The 24,918-nt window shown below is 66.5% G+C and carries 20 protein-coding genes; 11 read left to right on the forward strand and 9 right to left on the reverse strand.

The window, feature by feature from the left end; all coding sequences use genetic code 11:
- Positions 1 to 2: 2 nt before the first annotated feature.
- From ABIE20_RS00265 to ABIE20_RS00295, 7 genes are all read right to left on the reverse strand, one after another.
- Entirely contained in the window at positions 3 to 2,246 is a 2,244-nt protein-coding gene (locus tag ABIE20_RS00265; RefSeq protein ID WP_429501759.1) for a TonB-dependent receptor, read from the reverse strand.
- 216 nt (positions 2,247 to 2,462) lie between these two features.
- Positions 2,463 to 3,521 (reverse strand): ABC transporter substrate-binding protein, encoded by a 1,059-nt coding sequence (locus ABIE20_RS00270; RefSeq protein WP_429501761.1) that lies wholly within the window; start codon positions 3,519 to 3,521, stop codon positions 2,463 to 2,465.
- 30 nt (positions 3,522 to 3,551) lie between these two features.
- Entirely contained in the window at positions 3,552 to 4,592 is a 1,041-nt protein-coding gene (locus ABIE20_RS00275) for an ABC transporter substrate-binding protein (RefSeq protein ID WP_429501763.1), read from the reverse strand.
- 12 nt (positions 4,593 to 4,604) lie between these two features.
- On the reverse strand, positions 4,605 to 5,759 hold the full coding sequence (locus ABIE20_RS00280) for an LLM class flavin-dependent oxidoreductase (RefSeq protein ID WP_429501765.1): 1,155 nt from the start codon (positions 5,757 to 5,759) through the stop codon (positions 4,605 to 4,607).
- Positions 5,760 to 5,960: 201 nt separating this feature from the next.
- Complete coding sequence (locus tag ABIE20_RS00285) at positions 5,961 to 7,805, reverse strand: ABC transporter ATP-binding protein (protein ID WP_429501767.1); 1,845 nt, start codon at positions 7,803 to 7,805, stop codon at positions 5,961 to 5,963.
- A complete protein-coding gene (locus tag ABIE20_RS00290; protein ID WP_429501769.1) occupies positions 7,798 to 9,567 on the reverse strand; it encodes an ABC transporter ATP-binding protein in 1,770 nt (589 codons plus the stop codon). The genes ABIE20_RS00285 and ABIE20_RS00290 overlap by 8 nt, the downstream gene beginning before the upstream one ends.
- Before the next feature lie 31 nt (positions 9,568 to 9,598).
- Positions 9,599 to 10,816 (reverse strand): acyl-CoA dehydrogenase family protein, encoded by a 1,218-nt coding sequence (locus ABIE20_RS00295; RefSeq protein ID WP_429501771.1) that lies wholly within the window; start codon positions 10,814 to 10,816, stop codon positions 9,599 to 9,601.
- Positions 10,817 to 11,126: 310 nt separating this feature from the next.
- Here ABIE20_RS00295 and ABIE20_RS00300 point away from each other — a divergent pair, with 310 nt between their 5' ends.
- Genes ABIE20_RS00300 through ABIE20_RS00330 form a run of 7 tightly spaced genes read left to right on the forward strand, consistent with a single transcriptional unit; the run spans position 11,127 to position 19,428 of the window.
- Positions 11,127 to 12,185: an ABC transporter substrate-binding protein gene (locus tag ABIE20_RS00300; RefSeq protein ID WP_429501773.1), complete on the forward strand. Its 1,059-nt coding sequence runs from the start codon at positions 11,127 to 11,129 to the stop codon at positions 12,183 to 12,185.
- 12 nt (positions 12,186 to 12,197) lie between these two features.
- The gene (locus ABIE20_RS00305; RefSeq protein ID WP_429501775.1) at positions 12,198 to 12,932 is read left to right on the forward strand and encodes a class II aldolase/adducin family protein; all 735 of its coding nucleotides are present in this window, start codon (positions 12,198 to 12,200) and stop codon (positions 12,930 to 12,932) included.
- Positions 12,933 to 12,941: 9 nt separating this feature from the next.
- Positions 12,942 to 14,117: an LLM class flavin-dependent oxidoreductase gene (locus tag ABIE20_RS00310; protein WP_429501777.1), complete on the forward strand. Its 1,176-nt coding sequence runs from the start codon at positions 12,942 to 12,944 to the stop codon at positions 14,115 to 14,117.
- 10 nt (positions 14,118 to 14,127) lie between these two features.
- Positions 14,128 to 15,699: an ABC transporter substrate-binding protein gene (locus tag ABIE20_RS00315; protein ID WP_429501779.1), complete on the forward strand. Its 1,572-nt coding sequence runs from the start codon at positions 14,128 to 14,130 to the stop codon at positions 15,697 to 15,699.
- Positions 15,692 to 16,753 carry an ABC transporter permease gene (locus ABIE20_RS00320; protein WP_429501781.1) on the forward strand — a complete coding sequence of 354 codons (1,062 nt, stop codon included), beginning with the start codon at positions 15,692 to 15,694 and terminating at the stop codon, positions 16,751 to 16,753. Before ABIE20_RS00315 ends, ABIE20_RS00320 begins: the two co-directional genes overlap by 8 nt.
- A 12-nt stretch (positions 16,754 to 16,765) precedes the next feature.
- Positions 16,766 to 17,584 (forward strand): ABC transporter permease, encoded by an 819-nt coding sequence (locus ABIE20_RS00325; RefSeq protein WP_429501783.1) that lies wholly within the window; start codon positions 16,766 to 16,768, stop codon positions 17,582 to 17,584.
- A complete protein-coding gene (locus tag ABIE20_RS00330) occupies positions 17,581 to 19,428 on the forward strand; it encodes a dipeptide ABC transporter ATP-binding protein (protein ID WP_429501785.1) in 1,848 nt (615 codons plus the stop codon). Before ABIE20_RS00325 ends, ABIE20_RS00330 begins: the two co-directional genes overlap by 4 nt.
- Here ABIE20_RS00330 and ABIE20_RS00335 read toward each other — a convergent pair.
- Both ABIE20_RS00335 and ABIE20_RS00340 read right to left on the reverse strand, forming a co-directional pair.
- Positions 19,425 to 20,348 carry a LysR family transcriptional regulator gene (locus tag ABIE20_RS00335; protein ID WP_429501787.1) on the reverse strand — a complete coding sequence of 308 codons (924 nt, stop codon included), beginning with the start codon at positions 20,346 to 20,348 and terminating at the stop codon, positions 19,425 to 19,427. The two genes, ABIE20_RS00330 and ABIE20_RS00335, sit on opposite strands and share 4 nt — an antisense overlap.
- 18 nt (positions 20,349 to 20,366) lie before the next feature.
- Positions 20,367 to 21,341: a quinone oxidoreductase family protein gene (locus tag ABIE20_RS00340; protein ID WP_429501789.1), complete on the reverse strand. Its 975-nt coding sequence runs from the start codon at positions 21,339 to 21,341 to the stop codon at positions 20,367 to 20,369.
- A gap of 396 nt (positions 21,342 to 21,737) precedes the next feature.
- Here ABIE20_RS00340 and ABIE20_RS00345 point away from each other — a divergent pair, with 396 nt between their 5' ends.
- The 4 genes from ABIE20_RS00345 to ureC are packed head-to-tail and all read left to right on the forward strand — an operon-like array spanning position 21,738 to position 24,910.
- The gene (locus ABIE20_RS00345; RefSeq protein WP_429501791.1) at positions 21,738 to 22,571 is read left to right on the forward strand and encodes an urease accessory protein UreD; all 834 of its coding nucleotides are present in this window, start codon (positions 21,738 to 21,740) and stop codon (positions 22,569 to 22,571) included.
- 9 nt (positions 22,572 to 22,580) lie between these two features.
- On the forward strand, positions 22,581 to 22,883 hold the full coding sequence (locus tag ABIE20_RS00350; protein WP_038994905.1) for an urease subunit gamma: 303 nt from the start codon (positions 22,581 to 22,583) through the stop codon (positions 22,881 to 22,883).
- A gap of 9 nt (positions 22,884 to 22,892) precedes the next feature.
- Positions 22,893 to 23,210, forward strand: a complete 318-nt coding sequence (locus tag ABIE20_RS00355) for an urease subunit beta (RefSeq protein ID WP_429501794.1) — start codon at positions 22,893 to 22,895, stop codon at positions 23,208 to 23,210.
- Complete coding sequence (gene ureC, locus ABIE20_RS00360; RefSeq protein ID WP_429501796.1) at positions 23,207 to 24,910, forward strand: urease subunit alpha; 1,704 nt, start codon at positions 23,207 to 23,209, stop codon at positions 24,908 to 24,910. The genes ABIE20_RS00355 and ureC overlap by 4 nt, the downstream gene beginning before the upstream one ends.
- The last annotated feature ends 8 nt before the right edge of the window (positions 24,911 to 24,918 follow it).

The raw sequence follows: 24,918 nt of genomic DNA on the forward strand, positions 1-24,918 counted from the left end.
GATCAGAACCGGCTGGTGACACTCAGGCCCACGGTGCGCGGGTCGCCATAGGTGATCACGTACTGGCCGGCGGTGCCGTTGGGGCGGCCATGGACCTGGTAGCGGCGGTCGGTGAGGTTATTGACGAAACCGGTGACGCTGAGCTTTTCATCCGGGCTGAACCAGGTCAGGCGGGTGTTGGCCAGGGTGTAGTGCGGCTGGTTGAGCGGCTGGTCGGCGCTGCTCTGGCGGTCGGCCAGAAAGTACTCGCGGTCGCGGAAACTGACATCGGCACCGGCCACCAGCTTGCCGCCGACCTCCAGCGGGATGGTGTAGTCGCCGCCCAGCGACACCACGTAGCGCGGTGAACGCACAAAGCTGTTGCCGCTGTAGTCGGCGGTCACCGCGCCGGTGGTGGGGTTGGTGTTCTTGAAGTCGGTGTATTCGGTGTCGAGGAACGACAGCGCCGCGCGCAGGTGCAGGTAGTCGGTCGGCTGGCCTTCGAGCTCCAGCTCGGCGCCTTTGACCTTGCCCTTGGCGCCGTTGGTCAACGCCGTGGTGAGGATGCCGTTGTTGACCGTCAGCAGGTTGACCTGGATGTCCTGGTAGTCGTAGTAGAACAGGTTGGCGTTGACCGTCAGGCGATGGTCGAGCCATTCGGATTTCAGGCCCAGCTCGTAGGCATCCAGCTCTTCCGGATCGACCGTGGTCAACTGCGCAAGGCTGGTCGACAGCCCGGTGTTGAAGCCGCCGGAACGAAAACCATGGGCATAGCGGAAGAACACCCGCAGGTTGTCGTTGATGCGGTACTCGGGGGTCAGGTCGTAGGTCCAGGCATCCCAGCGCTTGGCCTCTTCCTGGGAGCCGTTGCTGCCGCTGGCGGTCAGCGGGATCAGCGGGCCGTTGGCAGTGGCGCGGGTTAGTTGCACCAGGTCCAGGTCGATATCCTTTTTCTCGGTGGTCCAGCGCAGGCCGCCGGTCACCGTCAGGTTGTCGGTCAAGTCGTAAGCGAGATTTCCGAACAGCGCGTAGCTGTCGGTTTTGTGGGTGTAGCTCAGGTCGCGAAAGTCCACGGTGCCGCCGGTCTGGTTGGAGCCAGTGCCATTGGGCGTAGGCCCCGGGGTGACGGTGCGCAGGGCGCTGCTGTCGAGGGTTTCGTGGAAGTAGTGGGCGCCGAGCATCCAGCGCAGGGTTTCCTGTTGCGGCGAGGCCAGGCGAAATTCCTGGGAATACTGGTCGTAGCGGTTGTCGCTGTCGGCGGCGCCGTTGACTTCATAGGGGGTGTAGTCGGCGTCGCTGAGTTGCTGGTTGCGGATATAGTCGTAGGCGGTGATCGAGGTCAGCTTGTAGTCGCCGATGTCCCAGTTCAGGGTCAGCGAGGTGCCGTTGTGGTCGAGCTTGGCATCTTCATCGACGTTGAGCTCGATGCGCCGGCCTTCCGGGCGCTGGTAGCCGACGTTGTAGTAGCGCCCCAGCGGCAGCGAACCGCTGCTGCCATCGCCCTTGAACTGGCGCCCGTGGATTTTCCACAGCGCTTCCAGGTCAGGGTTGAGCCTGGCCAGGAACTGCACGCGCACGGCCTTCTTGTTGACGTCGCCGTAGGTCTGGTCGTTGGTCAGGTTATGGGTGAAGCCATCGCGCTCTTCGGAGTACAGCGACACCCTTGCTGCCAGGCGCTCATCGACCAGGACGCCGCCGATGGCGCCACTCAAGATGCGCTCGTTCTTGCTGCCAAAGCCGAGGGTGCCAAAGCCGTCGGTATCGAAGCCCGGCTTCTTGGAGATGATGTTCACCGCGCCTGCGGTGGTGTTCTTGCCGTACAGGGTGCCTTGCGGGCCGCGCAGGATCTCGATGCGCTCAAGGTCGAACAGCGGGCCGCCGCCGGCCACCGGCGCATTGAGGTAGACGTCGTCGGCGTAGATACCCACCGGGTAGACGGTGGCGGCGCCGGTGTCGCCGGTGCCCAGGCCGCGAATGTACCAGCGCGGGCGGCCATCGCCGTCGGGGTTCTTCGCCGAGGCGTTGGGGATGAAGGTGGTGATATCGCCCATGGCGCGCACACCGTCGGCAGTGATGCTGCTGCCTTGTACCGCGGTGACCGCCACCGGCACTTCCTGCAGGGTCTCTTCGCGGTGCTGGGCAGTGACGGTAACGGTCTTCAGGGCCGGTGTAGTGCTGGTGTTGTCTTCGGCCCTGAGCAGTTCCGACTGGCTGGCCAGCAGGATGCTCAGGCCGATGCCTTTGGCGATTGGGTTAAGTGTGTGCATGCTGCTGGTCTCCCCGGATGTGCAGTTGCAGGGGATAGAGCAGGGTTTGTGCCATGTTTGTATCGTGTTGTATTTAAAGGGTTTTGTTGGGTTTTTTAGCGGTGACTGCTAGTTATTCAGCAGGGGGCTGTGGAATGCCTGCTGCTCCAGCAGCAATCACCAACCCTGTGGGAGCTGGCTTGCCAGCGATGGGCTGCAAAGCAGCCCCAAAAACCCTCAGGTCGCCACCCGCGATGTCGAGCCGATCACCGCCTCCAGCACCCTGAAATCAATCCAGTCACGCACATCGAAGCGTCGCGGTATAAAGTCCCAGCGATGCAAAAAGTCAGTGAAGTCCTGCAACGCCTCGATCGAGCGCCCATCGAGCGTGGTGCGCAAGCGCCGATGGGCATCCTCGCCATAGGCCGCCGCCACCCAGTACTCGCTGGTGTTCAACTCACGGGCCAGGTAGCGCCGGGTTTCATCGGCATTGGCCCAGGCCCATTGCTCGGTACGCAGCAGCACATCAACGATGCGCTTGCAGGCACCGAAGTGCTGCTCCAGCAGGTTGATATCCACGGTCAGGGTGCGCGGCGTGCCGTTGTTCGAACGAATCAGCGGGTCAGGGTGGGAGCCGGTGTCGATCACCACCCGCAAGCCGAACTCGTGGGCCAATTGCAGGGCCGTGGCGCCTTTCAAAAAGATCGCGTCGATATCGCCGCGCAGCAGGCCGATCAGCTCGTTGTTACGGCGGCTGACCCGGTTAACGCCGAGGGTCACCGCCGCGCCATGCACATGGGTGACCTGCTCATCGCTGTGGGTGCCGCCGTAGGGGTAGTCGACCAGCTCGACATCGGCGACGTTCAGGCCTTCGAGCTTCAGCGCGTTCTCCAGCCCGCGCAGGGCCTGGGCGCGGGTGAAGTCGATCTGCACGTTGGCCCATTTCGGCAGGCCGAAGCGGCGGTTCTTCAGGTCGCGCACAGTGCGCACGCCACTGTCTTCAGTGGTCAGGATCAACTGCACCTCATCGGCCCAGCTCAGGCCGAGCACGCGGGTCTGCACGCCGCTGGCGTAGGCCCAGATGGCCGGAATGTTGCCGCCGTGGCGCACCGAGTTGCGCAGGTGATGGTCGTAATGGGCTTCGCGCACTTCGCGCTCGCTGGATTCACGCAGCGACTGGATCGAGGTGCCCAGCGGCTGGAAGGCTTCGGCCAGGCGCCCGCTTTGCACGGCGATGCCAAGGCCGGTAGGCACCGGGCTGTGGGTGTACCAGAGGGTATCGAGGGGTGTGCTCATTGTCGGTTCTAGTCCTTGTCAGGTGGCCGGTTAGCCGGCCAGTGCGGTATGCAGCCCGTCCATGGGGCGGCGGTCGATCCATTGGCGTACATCGAACGCCGTGCGGATAAAGCGCCAGCGCTGCAGGAAGGTCACAAAGTCCTGCAGGGCGGCGATGGCCTGTTCGTCGAGGGCGGTGCGCAAGCGCAAGTGCGCGTTCTCGCCGTAGGCGCGGCTGACCCAGTACTCGCTGCTGTTGGTTTCCAGGGCCAGGTAGCGGCGGGTCTGCTCTGGGTGCTGATGGGCCCAGGCTTCGGCGCGCAGGACGCTGTCGAGCACCTGGGTGGCTACCGGCAGGTGCTGGTCGAGCAGCGCCTGGTCGACCGTCAGGGTGCGCGGCGTACCGTTGTTGCTGCGCATCAGCGGGTCGGGGTGGGCGCCGATGTCCAGTAATGTGCGCAGACCGAAATCATGGGCCTGCTGCACAGCGCTGGCGCCCTTGAGAAAGATCGCATCGACCTCACCGCGCAGCAGGCCGATCAGCTCCAGGTTGCGCGCCTCTTCGCTGCTGGCCACGCTGCTACCGGCAACAACGCGCACCGGGCTGTCACTGAAACCGTTGTCGTAGCGGTAGTTGACCAGCTGCAAGTCGCCAACCTGCAAGCCCTCGAGCTTCAGCGCGTTCTCCAGCCCGCGCAGGGCCTGGGCGCGGGTGAAGTCGATCTGCGCACGGGCGCGGTCGGGCAGGCCGAAACGCTTGCCGGCCAGTTGCCTGATGCTGTGAATGCCACTGTCGGCGCGGGTCAGGATCAACTGCGCCTCATCGGCCCAGGACAGCCCGATCAGGCGCGTCTCGCGGCCCTGGGCGCGGGCCCAGATTGCTGGAATGCTGCCGCCATGACGCACCGAATGGCGCAGGCTGTGATCGAAGTGCGACTCGCGCACCGCAGCATCGTCGGCCTCGCGAATCGACTGCACCTGGGTGCCAAGCGTGTGCAGGCTATCCTGCAGCCAGCCTTGCTGAACGGCAATGCCCAGGCCCGTGGGCACCGGGCAGCGGGTGTACCAGAGGGTATCGAGGGGTGTGCTCATGTCGGGCTCCGGTCAGGCGCTGGCAGTCAGCGGCAGGCTCGCGAGCGGCGCCTGGCGCACCAGCGGCAGCACCTCCTGGCCGATGCGCAAGGCTTCTTCCAGGTGCGGATTGCCGGCCAGGATAAAGGTCGAGAAACCGGCGTCGCGGTACTCGGCCAGGCGTTCGGCGATGTTCTCGTGGCTGCCCACCAGGCCCACGGTCGGCCCCGGCTTGGCCTTGGCAAAACCGGCCCAGAGGTTGGCGCCGATGATCAGGTCGTCAAAGCGCTGGATATTCTGGTGGTAGGCGGTCTGCCGCGCGCCGCCAACCGAGTCGCTGGCGCTGGTGAAGGCCTTGGAGACGGCGCTGGGCTTGCCTTCGAGCTTGTCGAACTGGCGGCGCAGGTCGCGCCAGGCGGCTTCTTCGGTTTCCCGCGCGAACAGGTCGACACGCAGGCCGAAACGCACCGTGCGCCCTTGCTTGTCGGCAAGCTCACGTACCCGCTCGATGTGTGGCTTGAGCTGCTCAACCGGCTCGGCCCAGTTCAGGTACACGTCGGCGTGGCGGGCGGCGACTTCCAGCGCCGGCTCGGAGAAGCCCGAGAAGTACACCCCCGGCTTGCGCTCGTCGCCCAGGTGCGGCGGCAGTGCGCCGTTCTCCAGGCGGTAGATGTCGCCATCGTAAGAGAAGCGTTCGTTGCTCCACAAACCCTGGATGATGTCGAGGAACTCGCCGGTACGCTTGTAGCGCTGGTCGTGGTCGAGAAAGTCGCCCTGGGCACGCTGGCTGGCCGGGTTGCCGCCGGTGATGATGTTCCAGTCCAGGCGGCCGTGGCTCAGGTGCTGGAGGATTGCCGCCTGCTGCGCGGCGTAGGCGGGCAGGGTCCAGGTGGCCTGGAAGGCGATCAGAAAGCGCAGCCGGCGGGTTTCCCGGGCCAGGGCCGCGGCGGCGATCCACGGCTCGGGGCCGGTGGGCAGCAGCGCGCCTTCAAAGCCTGCAAGTTCTGCGGCCTTGGCTACCTGGGCGATGTAGTCGATGTAGGTGAAGCCATCGGCGCTGCCATCCTGCAACAGGCCGGGGGCGATATGCCCAGGCGTGCGGCTGAAGCTGCCGCGGTTGTGTTTGTCGGTGCTCAGTTGCGGGCCGTCGGTGCCCAGGGGCAGACGCCAGAAGAATTCGGTGCTCATGGCTGTTCCTCGATGAAGGTCAGGACAGCGGTGCAACGCCCATGCCACGCGGCGCGGGCCCGCAATCATTGGGGATTGCGGGCAGGGGTGTTGCCAGGGCAGCAACCGGTCAGCAGTGGCTGCGGCGGTTGCAGCACAAAGTACACCGATCCTTGTGGGAGCCGGACTTGCCGGCGATGGAAGGCGAAGCCTTCCCGCTTTTCAGCTGGCTTGCCCTTGTAACTCGGCACCGTGCTGATAGCGCCGATACAACGCCGCATAATCGCCACCCTTGGCCAGTAACTGCTGATGCGGCCCTTGCTCGACCAGCTTGCCCTCGCGAATCAGCACAATCCGGTCGGCATCGCGGATGGTCGCCAGGCGATGGGCGATGATGATCGCCGTGCGCCCTTCGCACAGCCGCCGCAGCGCCCGCTGGATGCGCCGCTCGGTGTGTACATCGACCGCCGAGGTGGCCTCGTCGAGCACCAGCACCGCCGGGTCCGCCAGGTAAGCACGCACCAGGCACACCAGCTGGCGCTGGCCCTGGCTCAGGTGGCTGCCCAGCGGCCCGACCTGGGTGTCGTAGCGATGCGGCAGGCGCTCCAGCACCTCGTCGGCACCCAGTTCGCGCACCGCAGCAATCAGGGTTTGATCCTCGGCATCCGGGGCGGCCAGGCGCAGGTTGTCGAGGATGCTGCCGTTGAACAGCACGTTGTCCTGCAGCACCACGCCCACATGGCGGCGCAACTGTTGCTGGCTGAGCTGGCGGATATCGACGCCATCGAGGGTCACGGCACCGTGATCGACTTCGTAGAAACGCGTGAGCAACTGCACCAGGGTGCTCTTGCCATGCCCGGACGGGCCGACAATCGCCAGCACTTCACCGGCATTGATGCGCAGGTCGAGGCCGTCGATCACTGGCCGGGTGGGTTGCGGCAAATAGGCAAAGCGCACCTGCTGAAAATGCACTTCGCCGCGCGCCATGGGCAAGTCCACCGGCGCCACCGGGTCGACAATCTGCGGCGCGGTGTCGAGCAACAGGAAGATCCGCTGGGCCGAGGCGGAGCCGGTGGCATAGCGCTCGAACAGGTCGGTCAGCTCCTGCAATGGTCCGAGAAACAGCATCACATAGAACAGGCTTTCGCCGACCTGGCCGACCGTGACCGTGCCCTCGGCCAGGCTGTAGCCGCCGACCAGCACCAGCACCGCCATGCCGGCGGCGGTGAGCAGTGCGGTAAAGGGCGCGAACCAGCCCGAGCGTAGGCTGCCGACGATCAGCGCGTTGTTGAAGTCATGCAGCAGTTGCCTGTAGCGCGCCAGGTTCGGCGCCTGCCGGCCGGTCTGCTGCAGCAGGCGCACGCCGCTGACGCTCTCGACCAGGTGCGCGGTAAAGCGGCTGCGCTGTTCAGCGACCTTGGCCCAGTTGCGCTGGGCGATGCGCTTGAACGCCCAGGTCGCCGCCAGCAGCAGCGGCACGCTACCGATCAGGCTGAAGAAGAACAGCGGCTCGATCAGCCACAGCATCACCGCCGCCAGGCTGCAGCGCAGCAGGGCGCCGAGCAGTTCCGGCGGGCCCTGGATGAGTAGCGGCTCCAGGGCATCGACATCGCGGTCGGCGCGGGAAATGATACGCCCGGCGCGGGTGCGGTCGAAGTAACCGACGCTCAAGGCCTGAACATGGGCAAATACCCGCACCCGCAACTGGTTGAGCACCTGGATCGCCGCGCTGCCGGCGATGTACTGCGATACCCCGGCCAGCACAAAGCGCCCCAGCCAACTGGCCGCCAGGCCCACCCCCAGCCACAGCACCAGCGGTTGGTCGAGCAGCCAGCGGTCGCCGTCGTGGATCAGGCCGCGGTCGAGCAGCTCACGAACGAACCAGGGCCGCAGGAACACGGTGAACACCAGCGCCAGCTCCAGGCCGATGACCCAGGCGATCTGTTTGCGCACCGGTCGCAACAACGGCAGCAGGCGCTGGAACATGCTGCGGTCGAGGGCTTTTTTTGCCAGCAGCTCTTCGATTTCGATATCGCTCAGGGCGTTGCCCGGCAGTGGCTTAGCCATGGTCGATCCCCAGCAGGTCACGGTAGGTCGGGTTGCGTTGCAGTAGTTGCGTGTGGGTGCCGCTGTCGGCGATGGCGCCGTTGTCGAGCAGCAGCACGCGATCGGCGCGTTGCACGGTGGAAACTTTGCTGGCGATCAGCAGCAGGGTGGTGGCGCTTGCCTGCTGGCGCAGCTTGTCCAGCACCCGGCCTTCGCTCAGCGCATCCAGGGCGCTGGTGGCATCGTCCAGGCAGAGAATGGCCGGCGTGGCGAGCAAGGCCCGGGCCAGGCACAAGCGCTGGCGCTGGCCGCCGGAGAGGGTCACGCCGCGATCGCCGAGGGGGCTGTCGAGGCCTGCGGGCAGGCGTTCGAGGATGTCGTCGGCGGCGGCCTGGTGCAGGGCCTGGAGCAGTTGCGGGTCGCTGGCGCCGGGCGCGCTCAGGCGCAGGTTGGCGGCCAGGCTGTCGGCAAACAGAAAGCTCTCCTGAGGCAATACATGCACGCGCCGGCGCAGGTCGCTCAGGTCCAGGTCGCGAATGTCCTGCCAGCCGGACTGCGCGTTGCCGAGCAGCACACGGCCTTGGGCAACATCGGTCAGGCGCGGCAACAGGCTGGCCAAGAGGCTCTTGCCGGTGCCGGTGGCGCCGACCAGGGCGACGGTTTCACCGGGGGCCAGCTCGAACGAGCAGTGATGCAGGATCGCCTGGCCACCGCCAGGGGCGGCAACGCTGACGTCTTCAAGCCTCAGCCCCAGCGGCCCCTCGGGCAGGCGCTGACTGCCGCCGGCAATCGCCGCCGGTGCATCCAGCAACTGCCAGATACGCCCGGCCGAAGCGCGGGCGTCGGCGAAGGTCTGCATCACCCGGCCAATGCCTTCGATGCGAAACACCAGGGTGGTGGCGATCAGCAGCGAAGTCACCAATTCGCCCATGCCGATCAGGCCTTTTGCGACCAACTGTGCACCAATCACCAGTATCCACACATGCCCCAGCGCCACCACCGCTTGCGGCAGTGGAATCCGCGAACTGGCATAGGCCAGGGCCTGGCGCGCCAGGGCGCTGAATTGCTCGACCTGACGCTCGAAACCGTCGATGCGCTGGGCCTGCAGGCCGAACGACTTGATCACCCGCACCGCGCCAATGCCTTCGGCCAGGTCCTGGTTGACCCGGTCGTAGGCGGCGCCGACCGCGCGGTCGAGGCTGACCAGGCGCTCGGTCTGCAATACGAATATCCACACCCCGATCACCGTCAGCAGCAGCGGCCCGAGCGCCAGCCACGGGTGGTACCAGGCCAGCAGGCCGACGGTGGCGAGTATCACCAGCGGCGTTTCGACCAGCTGGCGCCAGAAGCTCACCAGTGCATCGCGAACCTTGTCGGCATCGCGGGTGGTGCGGGTGACCATCTCGCCCATGCCGTGCTGCCAGTGATACCCCAGGTGCAGGCGCAGCACCTGCTCCAGCAGGCGTTCGCGCAGGCGCGTGAGCAGCGCCTGGCCAAGGATCAGCGAGCCGATGGCGGCCGCGTACTGCAGCAGCGCGCGGCCCAGGGCCACGCCGAGGATCAGCCAGAACCAGCCCCAGGCGCGCTGGCTGTCGAGGCTGCCATCGGCCAGGCGCTGCACCGCTGTGCCGGCGCTGACCTCGTTGAGGGCGCGGCCGATCAGCCATTGCTGCCAGACCAGGCCGAGGTTGATGGAAACGAACAGCCCGGCGACCAGGGCGAAACGCCAGGGCATTTCACCGTAAATCGCCAGGCTGCGCAGCAGCGGGTGTCGAGGGCTCATGAAAGACTCGCGGCAGGAGGAAAGTGTGTGCTCAGCGGCTGGCGCCGGCCTTTTGCTTGGCATTGAGGATGGCGGTGTATTCACCGGGGTCGATGCCGTTGAGGTAGTAGTTGCCGACGTGGTGCAGGCGCCAGCGGATCGGGTCGTGGGTGGTGTGCACCCGGGCGTTGCGCCAGAAGCGGTCGAGGTTCCACTTGCTCAAGGATGAGCTGGCGCCAAGCAGCGAGAAGATGTCGCTGGAGATCTTCAGCGAAGCGCCATCGGAGTGGGCGCGGGCGGTGGCCACCGAGAGGATCAGTTCGTCTTCCAGGGCCTTGTTGTCGGGGGCTTGCTCATGGGCGTCGAAGGTTCGTGCGGCGTCACGCAGCAGCGATTCGGCGGCGCGCAGGGCCACCGCGTACTCGCCGATCTGGCGGATGATGTGCGGCTCGTCGCTGGCCCGTTCCACCTCGCTCTCGACCCACGGCCGGGCGTGCTGGTTGAGGTAGTCGATGCCGGCCTGCAGGGCGCCGGCGGCGATACCGGTGTCGATGGCGGCGTGAAGGATCTGCGGGAAGGTCAGGCCGGTGCGCTTCATCGGGCCCTGGCGGCGCAGCACGTAGCGCTCGTCCAGCTCGATGTTGTCGAAGATTACCGTGCCGCTGACCGAGTTGTTCTGGCCGAAGGCGTCCCAGTCATCGACCAGGGTCAGGCCGGGCGTGTCGCGCTGCAGCAGCACGCCGGCGCCGCCATCATCGCTGGCGGCGGTCAGCGAGATCCACTCGGCCAGGTAGGCGCCGGTGGAGTAGAACTTGCTGCCGTTGAGGATCAGCTTGCCATCGGCGCGGCGCTCGACCCGGGTCTTGAGGGCGAACTTGTTCTTGCCGCCGACCTCGGCCAGGGCATTGCCCAGGCGCTTGCCGGCCAGCACATCGGCGACCAGCCGATCGCGCACTGCATCCGGGTAGCCGCTGAGCACGCCGCGCAGCATCACGTTGTGAATCTGCAGCAACTGGCCGACGCCGCCGTCGGCGCGGGAGATGATCCGCACGGTCTCGACGATGGTCTCGACCGACGCGCCCAGGCCGCCGAGTGCGGTCGGAACGCCGATGGCGGTGATGCCACTGTCGGACAGCAACTGTGCCTGGCGCCGGGGCAGTTCGCGGTTGAGCAACGGGTCGGCGGCAAGGGCGGCGATTTCCTCGGCAATTTCATGGGCCGCGGCGATGGCCTGGGCGGGACTGTGCAGACGACGGGGCAGGGTACTCACGATAGGGCTTCCTTGAATGAACAGGTACCCAGGGCCTTGAGCAGGTTCTGTGCCAGTGGCGGCAAAGCCCCGTGATGCAAGGCTCGCGGCGTTTTTGCCGGTGCCGGGTGTTGCTGGGGCAGCAGTAAGCCGGTGATTGTTGCTCTGGCAGCAGCAGGCTTGCGGCCCGATTGCTGGCAGATCAGCAGTCGGGCCCTGCAGCAAGGGGTAAAGCCCAATGAAATCAGGGCTTTGCCGAGTTGGCACGGGCGCTGCAATAGCTCAGGCAAAGGCCACCTGGCCGATTCGATCCGCTTGATGGAGCATGCCCATGACAATCGCCGCCACCTTGCCACTGCCCAGCGCAACCACGCTTGAGCAACTCTGGTTCACCCGCTGCCCGGTGCCGACCGCCTCAGGCATCGCCTACACCCTGGGTTGGCTCACGGAAGAATTCGCCGCCGATGGCCTGCCGGTAGAAACCCTGCAGGAAGCCCGGCAACTGGGTCATCACCACTACGATCACCAACTGCCCGGGCTGTTTCGCGAGGGCGGTAACGTGCCGGCGTTGGCCGCCCGCGCCGCCGGTGCGCCGAGCCGGCTGATCGGCCTGACCTGGATCGAGGAATGGCAGACCATTCTGGTGCGCCCGGATTCGGGCATTCGCAGCGCCGCTGACCTCAAGGGCAAGCGCCTGGCGCTGCCGGCCTGGGGCGCCAACCGCCCCGGCAGCATCGCCCGGGCCATGAGCCTGCACGGCTACAAGGGCGCGCTGAGTCTGGCCGGGCTGAGCTTCGATGATGTCCAACTGGTGGAAGTGGCGCTGCAATCCCAGGACGATGCGCCGACCCCGCAGCAGGGCCTGCAACGCCTGTGGTCGGGCCTGGATTATCTGGTGCGCGGCGAGGTCGATGCGGTTTACGTCAAGGGCGCGGCCGCCGCCGATGCCGCCCGGCGCCTGGGCCTGGTGGTGGGTATTGACCTGGACCAGATCGCAGACCCGCGCTATCGCATCAACAACGGCACGCCACGGCCGATCACCGTGCACCAGAGCCTGCTTGACGATCACTTCGAGCTGGTGGTGCGCTTTCTTGCCCAGACCCTGCGCGCCGCGGACTGGGCCCGCGACAACCGCGACGGCCTGCTGCGCATCCTCCAGGACGAAACCCGCGCCGGTGCCGAAGGCGTCGATCAAGCCTACCGCGGCGACTTCCATACCACTTTGGCTCCGGACCTCTCGGCCGAGCGCCTGGCGTACCTCGATATCCAGAAAACCTTCCTCAACCTGCACGGCTTTCTCGAAGCCGATTTTGCCCTGGCCGACTGGGTCGACCCGCGTCCACTGCAAGCCGCCCAACACCTGCTGGCTGAACGCCGCGCCCGCGCTTAAAGGAGCATTGCCATGACCGTACTGACCACCGAGCACCTGATCGATGCCGAGCTGCAAACCTTCATCGAGCAGGTGGTCAACGAGGCCGATCAGGCCTTCACCGTGTTCCGCGAGACCAACACCATCACCGCCAACGGCACGGTCGGCTTTATCGAACGGGTACCGGGGCGCGAGCTGCTGGTGTCGGTCAACTACCCGGGGCCGTGGGATTACCGCAAACCGCTGCAGGCCACGGTCAGCGACCTGGCCGGCAACCTGGTGCATGGCCAGGGCAAGGGCGGCCTGGGCCGTTACGCCAAATTGTTCCGCGAGCAGGCGCAGATCACCACGGTGTCCCACGTGCACTCGCCGTACCTCGGCGCCTGGGCCCAGACCCAGCGCACCTTGCCGTTCAACTACGTGCCGGTGCAGCGCTTCCAGCTGGCCCGCGAGTTGCCGACCTACATCGACCGGCGCCAGGACGAAGTCGACTTCATCCTCGAACGCCTGGCCGAGAACCCCTTCACCCCGGCCATCCTCGAAGCCAACGGCGGCGCCACGGTGTGGGGCCAGCAGGGCCTGCGCGCCACTGCCGAGTTCATCGTGCTGCTGGAGGAGGGCGCGCAACTGCAACTGCTGGCCGAAGCCATCGGCGGCTCGCGGCCCTTCGGCCCCGGCGTGCTCACCCAGCAATGGAAGATGAGCAAGCTGATCGAGAAGGCCAGCGAGCTGGGCCTGATTCCCGCCACCGACCGCATTCGCGCCTGAGGAAAGAACATGGCAGTGAAGATTCTCTGGTACCTGACCAGCCCCGATGGCCCGTATCCGTGGGAGGCCCAGGGGCGCTGGAAGACCGATTTCGCCCACCTCAAGCAACTGGCGGTGGCCAGCGATCGCCTGGGTTACTACGGCTCGCTGCTGGGTTCGAGCCCCAACGAGAGCCTGGCAGTGGCCGCCGCGCTGATCGACGCCACCGAGCGCCTGCGCTTTCTGGTGGCCCAGCATCCGGGCGAGCTGTCGCCGGCGGTACTGGCCAAGTGGGCGCTGACTTTTGATGAGTTCTCCAACGGCCGCCTGTTGTTCAACGTGGTCAACGGCAGCGATGCCGGCCTGGCCACCCTCGGCGTGCATTACCCGCACGACGAGCGCTACCAGTTCAGCCTGGAATACTGGCACGCGTTCCAGAGCATCTATGCCGGCGAAACCGCAGGCTTTGACGGCCAGTACGTCAAGCTGGCGCCGCGTCCGGCTGCGGCGGCGCGGCATCCGCTGGGCGGCTGGCACCCGCCAAAACGTGCCAGCGTGCCGCTGTGGGGCGCCGGCACCTCGGGCCCGGGCGTGGCTCATTCGGTGCAACTGCTGGACGTCTACCTGAGCTTTGCCGACACCCCGCCAAAGCTTGGTGACAAGTTCCGCCGGGTGGCAACGGAGGCGGCGAAAATCGGCCGCGAACTGACCTTTGGCACGCGCCTACAGATCATCGTGCGCGAAACCGAAGACGAGGCCTGGGCCCACGCCGAAAAACTGCTGCAGCAGACTTCGCTGGCCACCGCCCGCGCCGCCATCGAACGCCAGTTGCCGCCTGGGCAAACCCTCGACACCTTCAGCAGCGACAACCCGCAGATCCAGCGCAATGTGCAGAGCATCCGCGACGGCCGCCTGCCCAGCGCGCGGGAGCTTGAGATCTACCCCAACGTCTGGACCGGCCCGAGCCTGTTCGGCTTCAACATTCTCGGCCCGGCGGCCGGTACCTACCTGGTTGGCAGCGCCGAGCAGGTGGCCGAACGGATTCGCGAGTACGAAGCCCAGGGCACCTCGGCGTTCATTCTCTCGGGCTTCCCGCTGATTGATGAAGCCCACCGGGTCGCCGACCTGCTGTTCCCCTTGCTCGACCTGGACCACGGTTTCGACATTCCGCGCCTGAGTGCGCGCACGGTTGCCGAACCGGCTTAAGGAGTTGCCCATGCCAAACGAATTTTCCCGCCGGGTGTTTCTCGGCAACAGCCTGGCCGTCGGTGGCGGCCTGTTGCTCGGCTCCAGCCTGCTCACAGGTTGCGGCGCCGGTGAGCCGGCCGCCGTCGCCGCCATCAGCCGGCCCACCCAGCCGGTGCGTGGCGGGCGCCTGCGGGTAGGCATCATCGACGGCGATCAGGCCGGCAATCTTGATGCGCACAAGCCGTCCGGCGGCGGGATCATTCGCGGCTGGGCGCTGTACAGCAAGTTCTGGGAGTGGAACGACGACGTCAGCACGCGCCTGGGCCTGGCCGAGTTCGCCGAGCCCAATGCCGATGCCAGCGCCTGGACCATCCGCATCAAGCCGGGCCTTGAGTTCCACCACGGCAAGAGCATCACTGCCGACGATATGCTGTTCTCGATCCTGCGCCTGACCGATCCGAAACTGGCTTCGCCGTTTGCCGGGCTGGTCGGCGCCATCGACCGCCAGGCGTTGCGCAAGCTTGACGCGCGCACCATCGAGATCCGTTTCAAGCAGGGCCGCAGCTTCTTCCCGCTGGACGAAACCCTGATCGCCTTCGGCGCCATCGTGCCGACCGATTACGATCCAGTAAGCAACCCGGTGGGGGCGGGGCCGTACCGGCTGAAAAGCTTCGTGCCGGGCCAGCGCGCGCTGTTCACCCGCTTCGAGAACTACTTCAAACCCAACCAGCCTTACGCCGACGAGCTTGAGATCATTGAATTCAAGGACCAGGTGTCGCGGGTTGCGGCCCTGCGCGCCGGGCAGATCGACGTCGCCAGCGGTGTGCAGGCCGAGCACAGCGCCCTGATCAAGGCCGACCCACGCTTGCAACTGGTGGTGTCGCCAACCACCTCGTTCAGCGGCTTCAACCTCAACACCGCCAAGGCGCCGTTCCAGGATGAGCGGGTGCGCCAGGCGTTCCGCCTGCTGGCCGATCGGCAGGAGCTGATCGGACGTGGCCTCAATGGCTTCGGGCGCATCGCCAACGACCTGTACTCGCCGCAAGACCCAACCTATAACCACGCCATCGCCCAGCGCGGCTACGACCTCGACCAGGCCCGCTCGCTGCTGCGCCAGGCGGGGGCCACTGACCTGCGCGTCGAGCTGACCACCACCGCCAATGAAGTCAACGCCGCCCTGGTGTTCGCCCAGCAGGCGAAGAAGGCCGGGGTCGAGGTCAAGGTTACGCCGGTGGACAGCTCGGTGTTCAACGGCCCGCAGAAAGAGCAGTGGCTGATGTCGCCAGGCTCCACGCCTGCCCGTGGCTTCCTGGCCACCGGCCTGCACAACGACGCGCCGCTGGCAATCTACAACCGCAGCAATTTTCGCGATGAGCGTTTCTCCGAGCTGTTCACCCAGGCCCTCGGCCAGCCCGACCTTGAGCGGCGCAAGCAACTGGTGCACGAGGCCCAGAGCATCCAGCACCAGCGCGGTGGCTTGCTGATCTGGGGCTTTACCGACGTGCTCGATGCCGCCTCCAGCAAGGTCGGCGGGCTGCACGGCGAACAGACCACCTTCGCCTCCTGGCGCTTTGACAGCCTGTGGTTGAACCATGCCTGAACCCTGCCCACGATTCTCCCGACTCCCTGCCTGGCTGCCCTGGTTCATCGGCCGCCTGGGCTACGGCCTGCTCACCGCCTGGGTCATCAGCCTGGTGGTGTTCATCGCCACTCAGGCGCTGCCGTCGGACCCGGCGCGGGTCATCCTCGGCCCCGAGGCACCGCTGCAAAGCGTGCTGACCCTGCGCGAGCAACTGGGCCTGAACCGGCCGATCCTGGTGCAGTATTTTAGCTGGCTAGGCCAGGTGCTGCGCGGTGACCTGGGCATCTCGCTGGACTCCAGCCAGCCGGTGGCCTCGATCATTTTCAGCCGCTTCGGCAATACCCTGGCGCTGCTGGCCGGGGTGCTGGTGCTGGTGGTGCCGCTGGCACTGGGCATCGGCGTCAGCCTGGCCCTGCGCCGCGACAGCCGCCTGGACCGGATCGGCCTGTCGGCGCTGATTTTCCTCAAGGCCACGCCGGGGTTTTTGCTGGCCATCGGCCTGGTGCTGCTGTTCTCCATGCCCCAGGTCAACCTGCTGCCGGCGGTGTCGATCCTTGATCCGGACAAGGCCCTGTGGCAGCAGCTTGAGTACCTGTTGTTGCCGATCTTTGCCCTGAGCCTGTCGTCGCTGCCGTACCTGGCGCGCATGGTCCGCGCCTCGATGATCGAAGCGCTGGAGTCGGACTACGTCAGCGCGGCGCGCCTGCGCGGCATTGCCGAATGGCGCATCGTCTGGCGCCACACCTTGCCCAATGCCCTGGTGCCAGCGATCCAGGGCGTGGCCCTGACCCTGCGCACCCTGATCGGCGGCGCCTTGCTCGCCGAGGTGATCTTCAGCTACCCGGGCATCGGCACCCAGCTCAACAGCGCGATCCAGATGCGCGACCTGCCGCTGGTGCAGGGCGTGGTGCTGGTCATCACCCTCGGGGTGGTGCTGATCAACCTGGTGGCCGACCTGCTCACCGTGCTGCTTACCCCGAAACTGCGCACCGCACGCCGTGCCACCCTGATCCAGCGCAACCGCCGTGGTATCCAGAGTTGGTGGCGGCGCCCGGCAGCCAAAGCCCCTTGAGAGGAATAGCCCATGTTCAATCCACGCTGGTGGCGTGAGCCACAGATTCGCCGCGGCGCCCTGGTGACCCTGGCCATCGTCCTCCTGGCCCTGTTCGGCCCTTGGCTGGCGCCCCATGCGCCTACCGACATGGTTGGCGGGGTGTACGGCGCGCCGGCAACGGATGCGCCGCTGGGCCATGATTTTCTTGGCCATGACGTGCTGTCGCGCTTGCTCAATGGCGGCCTGTCGATTTTGTGGATGTCGCTGGCGGCAGCAGCGATTGCCTTGATCGTCGGCACTGTGCTGGGCCTGCTGGCCGGCCTGTCGCGCCAGCGCCTGGACCAGGCGATCACTTGGCTTGCGGATGTCTGGCTGGCGTTCCCCGACCTTATCCTGGTGCTGTTGATCGTCTCGATGCTTGGCCGGGCGCCGTGGCTGATCGTGCTGACCGTGGCCATTGCCTTCACCCCTGGGGTAATCCGCCTGGCCCGTGGCAGTGCGGTGGCGGTGGCCAGCCAGGAGTTCGTCGAGGCGGCGCAGATGATGGGCTTTTCGCGTACGCGCATCCTTGCGCGCGAGATCCTGCCCAATGTGCTCACGCCGTTGCTGGTGCACTTTGGCAACATGCTCACCTGGGGCATCGGCATGCTCTCGGGGCTCAGCTACCTGGGCTATGGCGTGGCGCCACCGGCTGCCGACTGGGGCCTGATGATCAATGAAAACCAGGCCGGCCTGCTGGTCCAGCCCTGGGCGGTATTGGCCCCGGCGCTGCTGATCGGGGTGTTCGCCTACGGCACCAACATCTTCGCCGAAGGCATTGCCCGGCACAGCGCGGGAGAACGTCGATGAATTCCTATGCCCCATCGCGGGTCAAGCCCGCTCCCACAGTGGAACTGCATGCACCGAACCCTGTGGGAGCGGGCTTGACCCGCGAAAAGCCGGCCTTGCTGGTGCAAAACCTGCGGGTTGAACTCAACACAAGCGCCGACATCATCGACCACATCACCTTCAGCCTGGACCCCGGCGAAATCCTCGGCCTGGTGGGCGAGTCCGGCTCGGGCAAGACCACCCTGGCCACCGCCTTGCTGGCCCATGCCCGGCGCGGTGCGCGCATCGCCGCCGGGCATATCCGGGTCGCCGACGCCAGCCTGCTCGAACTGCGCGGCGAGACCCTGCGCCAGGCCCGTGGCGGGCTGATCGGCTACGTCGCCCAGGACCCGGCGCAAGCCCTGAACCCGGCCCTGCGCATCGGCCGCTTGTTGCTCGAAACACTGCACGCCCATGAACCGCAGTTGGCCAAGGAGGCGCAGCAACAGCGCCTGCAGCAGACCCTGAGCGACGTCGGCCTGCCGGGCGACGCCGAGTTCCTGCGGCGCTTCCCTCATCAATTGTCTGGCGGCCAGCAGCAGCGGGTGATGCTCGCCCTGGCGTTCGTGTTGCGCCCACGGTTGATCGTCCTCGACGAACCGACCACGGCCCTGGACGTCAGCACCCAGGCGCACATCCTGCAAACCCTGCGCCGGCTGTGCAAGGAGCAGGGCGTGGCGGCGGTGTACGTGTCCCATGACCTAGCGGTGATCAAGGACCTGGTCGACCGGGTGATGGTCATGTACGCCGGGCGCATCGTTGAAGTCGCCAGCCGCCAACGGCTGTTCGCCCGGCCCAGGCACCCTTACACCCTGGGCTTGCTGGCGGCGATTCCGGACGTTGCCCGCCAGCATCCGCTGCAGGCGATTCCCGGCCATGCCCCGGCGCCGGGCCAGCGTGCCTATGGCTGTGCGTTTGCACCGCGCTGCCCACGGCGAACGGCCGCCTGCGAGCAGGCCGAGCCGGGCTTGCAAACCCTCGAGGCGCAGCAACAGGTCGCTTGCCTGCATCCGCAGCTTGAGACACTGGCACCGACCGCGGCGCTGCTGGTTCGGGCGATTCGCGCCGATCAGGCGCCGCTGCTGGCAATCAGCAATCTGAACCTCAGCTACGACCGCCAGGTGCTGTTCGACCTGGCCCTTGATGTACAGGCCGGCGAGTGCCTGGCGGTGGTCGGCGAGTCTGGCTCGGGCAAGACCAGCCTGGCCCGCACCCTGGCAGGCCTGGGCGACAACGCCAGCGGTGAGCTGCGTTTCGACGGCCAGCCGTTGAGCCTGCTGGCCCGGCAACGTCCCGGCGCAACCCGTCATCGCATCCAGTACATCTTCCAGAACCCGTACCGGGCCTTGAACCCCCGGCAGACCGTGGCCCAGTGCCTGCAGGCACCGCTGGAGCACTTCTTCAAGCTCAAGGGCCAGGCGTGCCGGGCGCGTATCGAGGCGGCGCTGCAGCGGGTGGCCTTGCCGGTTTCGGTGGCCGACAAGTATCCCCATCACCTCTCCGGCGGCGAGCGCCAGCGGGTGGCGATTGCCCGCGCGCTGGTGTGCGAGCCGAGTGTGCTGATCTGCGATGAAGTGACCTCGGCGCTGGACGTTTCGGTGCAGGCGGCGATCCTGGCGTTGCTCAAGCAACTGCAAGGCGAAGGCATGACCCTGGTGTTCGTCACCCACGACCTGGGGGTGGTGCGGGCAATTGCCGACCGGGTGGTGGTGATTCAGCAGGGGCGCATCGTTGAGCAGGGCCTGGTGGATCAGGTGCTCGACCGGCCGGCAGATCGCTACACCCAGAGCCTGCTGGCCCATACGCCACGGCTGGCGGCGGTCTAGCGGCTGCGCCAGGGCGCGCCGTGGGCAAAGCGCGCCTCGATCCACTGCTTGAAGGCGAGGGTCGCGGCGCTGTTGTAGCGGGCGCCGGGGCGCACCAGGTAGATGCCGGCGTCGGCATCCAGTTGCCAGTCGGGCAGCACCCGCAGCAGGCGGCCGTTGTCCAGGTCGTGCTGCATCAGCCAGTCGCCGCCGGCTAGGATGCCGACCCCGGCGCGCGCGGCGGCCAGTAGCGCTTCGTTGTCGTTACTGACCAGTGAACCGCGTACTTTTACCGTCTGCTGCTGACCAAAGCCTGTCAGTCGCCATTCGGGGTACGAGCGCAGGCCGGTAAAACCCAGGCAGTTATGCTGGGCGAGGTCGGCCGGAGTTTGCGGCTGGCCATGCTGTTGCAGGTAGGCTGGCGCTGCGCAGAGGATACGCCGGTGCTCACAGAGCTTGCGTGCCACCAGGCGGCTGTCGGCCAGCTCGCCAATGCGGATAGCGGCATCGAAGCCTTCGGCGACGATATCGACAAAACGTTCGGCGTATTCGGTCTCAAGCTGCACCTGGGGAAATGCCAGGGCAAACTCGGCAAGCATCGGGCTCAGCCACAGCCGGCCCATGGACGAGGGCAGGGCGATGCGCAGCCGCCCGCGCACCTGGGTGGCGCCCTGGGCCGCTTCGCGTTCGGCTTCGCTGATCAGGCTGGCGGCCTGGCGCAGGCGCTCCACCAGCCGCGCACCTTCGTCGGTGAAGCGCACCTGGCGGGTGGTGCGCTCGACCAAGCGAATCCCCAGGCGCTGCTCCAGGGCGCCAAGGCGCTTGGACAGCACCGAGGGGTGGCGCTGCAGCGCGCGCCCGGCGGCGGCAAACGAGCCGTGCTCGAACAACGCCAGGAGGGTCGCAAGCTCATCGGCCTGGCGGCTGTCGAACGGGTCCATCGCGGTTACCTCGGTAGGTCAGGGCGTGAGGATGATTGCGCCCTGTGAGCGTCCTTGTTGCAGGTCGTCATGGGCCAGGGCGGCGTCGGCCAGGGCATAGCGCTGCCAGATATGCGGGCGAATGATACCTGCCGCCAGCGCCGCCAGCACCTCCCCGGCGCGCTGCTGGTACTCGCCAGCGCTTGCCGTGTGCGCCGCCAGCGACGGCCGGGTGATGAACAACGAGCCCTTGGCGTTGAGGGTGCTCAGCTCGATGGCTGGCGGCGCCCCCGAAGCCATGCCGCAGGACACCAGCAGGCCGCGTGGGCGCAGGCTGTCCAGCGAGGCCTCGAACGACAGCCGGCCGATCGGGTCGTAGACCACATCGAGTTTTTGCCCGTGGGTCACGTCCAGCACCTGCGCGGCCAGGGTGGCGGCGTCGAACACCAGCACTTCATCGCACCCGGCGGCCCGGGCACGGGCGACACTTTGCGGCTTCGATACCACGCCGACGACAAACGCGCCCAGATGTTTGGCCCAGGGCACCATCAACTGACCCAACGCGCCTGCCGCGCCGTAGATCATCAGCCGCGTGCCGGGCCCGACCAGGTAGGTGCTGTTGAGCAGGTAGTGGGCGGTGATGCCCTTGAACAGCAGGGCGGCCGCTTCGTCCAGGCCGAGATTGTCCGGGAGTTTGACCAGGCGCTCGGCGGGGTATAGCCGGGCGCTGGCGTAGGCGCCGAGCGGGCCGGTGGCATAGCCGACGCGGTCGCCGACATTGATCCCGCTGACTCCCGCGCCGATTGCCGCCACCGTCCCCGCGCCTTCCAGGCCAAGGCCCGAAGGTAGGGCGATAGGCACATCGCCCTTGCGCTGGCTGACGTCCAGCGGGTTGACGCCGATGGCCGCCTGTTCAAGCCAGACTTCGCCGGGGCCGGGTGCTTGCGCGCTGGTTTGTTCGAGCTGCAGGACAGCGGGGGCACCGGTTTGCTGAAGGCGGATTTGCATGACCATGGGGGTGGGCTCCTCGAGCACAGTGTGAGTGTGGTCGAGGGTATTGCTCGGGGCGTGGCGCAACAATCGGGTTGATTGCAGATCATTACTGCACCTCAGGCATGGGTGGTGACCCTATCGAGGGGCAACACTGCTGCGGGTGGCCGCCGTTGTAGGCATTGTCTGATGCCCGGGTTTAAACACGCGGCAAGCGCACAGCGCTAAACCGGTGCATGCCGGCTGTTTAAACAAACCCCTCCAGCGCGCCATCTTGGCCCGCTATGTGCTTTGCCTCACCTATCGATTGCTGATCGATTGGTCAAACCTGCAAGTCGCTGAGTTCGTTTGAGCGCGTAGGTTGTTTCTTGCAAATGCGTCTGTCGCCGTCTTGGTGCAGCGTTTACTGGAACCTGAGGCATGTCGCTCCCCGAAACCCCCGACCTGGTCACCGCCGACGCCGGCTGGCGCGCCGAGCTGAGGCTGCGTTTCGTTCGGGGCGAGAGCAAGACCTGTATTGGTGCGCGGCGCCATTTTGGTCCTCTTTTGGTGCAGCGGCCGTTCTACCCCGAGGGCGCGCCGTGCCACGTCTATGTGCTGCACCCGCCAGGTGGCGTGGTCGGCGGCGACAAACTGCTGCTCGATGTGCACCTGGAGCCCGGCAGCCATGCGCTGCTGACCATGCCCGGGGCGACCAAGTTCTACCGCAGTGGCGGCCCGACCTCGATCCTCCAGCAACATTTTTACCTGGCCGAGAACAGCATTCTTGAATGGCTGCCCCAGGGCAACATCTGCTTTGCCGGCGCCCGCGTGCGCCTGGAAAACCGCTTTACCCTGGCGCCCGGCGCGCGCCTGCTGGCCTGGGAAACCCTGTGCCTGGGCCGCCCGGTGATGGCCGAAGCGTTCAGCCATGGCGCCGTCGACAGCCGCCTGCACATCGAAGTGGCCGATGACCCGGGCCTGCACGAGCGCCTGCGCATCGAAGGCGGGCAGCTCGACAAAGTCGCCGGCTTGGCGCTGCAAGCAACCTTTTGCGCCTTTCCGGCCAACAGCGAACTGCTTGAGCAGAGCCGCGCCTTGCTTGCAGACCTTGGCGCCCCGGCTGGCGCGACGCTGCTCGGCCAGCTGCTGGTGGTACGCCTGCTCGATCACGACAACCAACGCCTGCAACTCACCCTGCAGCGGCTCTGGCACGCCTTGCGACCCGCCGTGGTCGGCCTGGCGCCATGCCCGCCGCGGATCTGGGCCACTTGAGAGAACGCCATGGAGCTGACCCCGCGAGAGAAAGACAAACTGCTGCTGTTTACCGCTGCACTGCTGGCCGAACGGCGTCTGGCCCGTGGCCTGAAGCTCAACTATCCGGAAGCGGTGGCCTTGATCAGCGCCACGGTGATGGAAGGCGCCCGCGACGGGCGCACTGTCGCCGAGTTGATGAACCTCGGCCGCGAGGTGCTACGCCGTGACCAGGTGATGGCCGGGGTCAGCGAGATGATCCCCGATGTGCAGGTGGAAGCGACTTTTCCCGACGGCACCAAGCTGGTCACCGTCCATGACCCGATCGTCTAGGAGCGCAGGATGATTCCCGGAGAACTACAGGTTGCCGACGGCGACATCGAACTCAATGCCGGCCTTGAGGCAATCAGCGTCACCGTTGCTAACCACGGCGACCGGCCGGTGCAGGTCGGCTCGCACTATCACTTTTTTGAGGTGAACAACGCCCTGGTGTTCGAGCGCGAGCCGACTCGCGGCTTTCGCCTGGACATCGCCGCCGGCACCGCCGTGCGTTTCGAACCGGGCCAGGCGCGGACCGTCCAGCTGGTACCGTACCGCGGCAAGCGTGAGGTCTACGGCTTCCAGGGCAAGGTCATGGGCAAGCTGGAGAATCAGGCATGAGCCGCATTTCGCGCAGGGCCTATGCCGACATGTTCGGCCCGACGGTGGGCGACCGCGTACGCCTGGCCGACACCGAGCTGTGGGTCGAGGTCGAGAAGGACTTCACGATCTATGGCGAGGAGGTCAAGTTTGGCGGCGGCAAGGTCATCCGCGACGGCATGGGCCAGGGCCAGATGCTTGCCGCACAGGCGCTGGACCTGGTGCTGACCAACGCGCTGATCATCGACCACTGGGGTATCGTCAAGGCCGACATCGGCATCAAGGACGGGCGCATCGTCGGCGTCGGCAAGGCCGGCAACCCCGATGTGCAGCCGGGGGTGACCTTGCCAGTCGGGCCGGGCACCGAAGTGATCGCCGCCGAAGGCAAGATCGTCACCGCCGGCGGCATCGACTCGCACATTCACTTCATCTGCCCGCAGCAGGTCGAAGAGGCGCTGACCTCGGGCATTACCACCTTCATTGGCGGCGGCACCGGGCCGGCCACCGGCACCAATGCCACCACCTGCACCTCCGGGCCCTGGTACCTGGCGCGCATGCTCCAGGCCGCCGACCAGTTGCCGATCAATATCGGCCTGCTGGGCAAGGGCAACGCCTCGCGGCCCGAAGCCCTGCGCGAACAGATCGAAGCCGGCGCCGTGGGCCTTAAGCTGCACGAAGACTGGGGTTCGACCCCGGCGGCCATCGACTGCTGCCTGGGGGTGGCTGAAGAGCACGACGTGCAGGTGGCGATCCACACCGACACCCTCAACGAGTCCGGCTGCATCGAGGACACCCTGGCGGCCATCGGCGATCGCACCATCCATACCTTCCACACCGAAGGCGCCGGCGGTGGCCATGCGCCGGACATCATCCGCGCCGCGGCCTTCGCCAACGTGCTGCCGTCCTCGACCAACCCGACCTTGCCCTACACCCAGAACACCGTCGACGAGCACCTGGACATGCTCATGGTCTGCCATCACCTGGACCCGAGCATTGCCGAGGACGTGGCGTTTGCCGAGTCACGGATCCGCCGCGAGACGATTGCCGCCGAAGACATCCTCCACGACCTGGGCGCGTTCTCGATGACTTCGTCCGACTCCCAGGCCATGGGCCGGGTTGGCGAGGTGGTGCTGCGCACCTGGCAGGTGGCGCACCAGATGAAACTACGCCGTGGCCCCTTGGCGCCGGATACCGCGCGCAGCGACAACTTCCGGGTCAAGCGCTACATCGCCAAGTACACCATCAACCCGGCGCTGACCCATGGCATCGCCCATGAAGTGGGCTCGGTTGAGGCTGGCAAGCTCGCCGACCTGGTGCTCTGGGCCCCGGCGTTCTTCGGCGTCAAGCCTGCGCTGGTGATCAAGGGCGGGATGATCGCCATGGCGCCGATGGGCGATATCAACGGCTCGATCCCGACCCCACAACCGGTGCACTACCGGCCGATGTTCGGCGCCCTCGGTGCCGCGCGCCACGCTACGCGCATGACCTTTCTGTCGCAGGCGGCGATCGCGCGTGGCGTGCACCGGCAACTGGGGCTGCAGAGCCTGATCGGCGAGGCCCGGGGCTGTCGCACGGTGCGCAAGGGCGACATGGTCCATAACGGCCTGTTGCCGATGATCGAGGTCGACTCGCAAACCTACGAGGTGCGCGCCGACGGTGAACTGCTGGTGTGCGAACCGGCCACGGTGCTGCCGATGGCCCAGCGTTATTTTCTGTTTTAAGGAGCGAG

The sequence above is a fragment of the Pseudomonas sp. 2835 genome (assembly GCF_050435905.1).
Taxonomy (GTDB): domain Bacteria; phylum Pseudomonadota; class Gammaproteobacteria; order Pseudomonadales; family Pseudomonadaceae; genus Aquipseudomonas.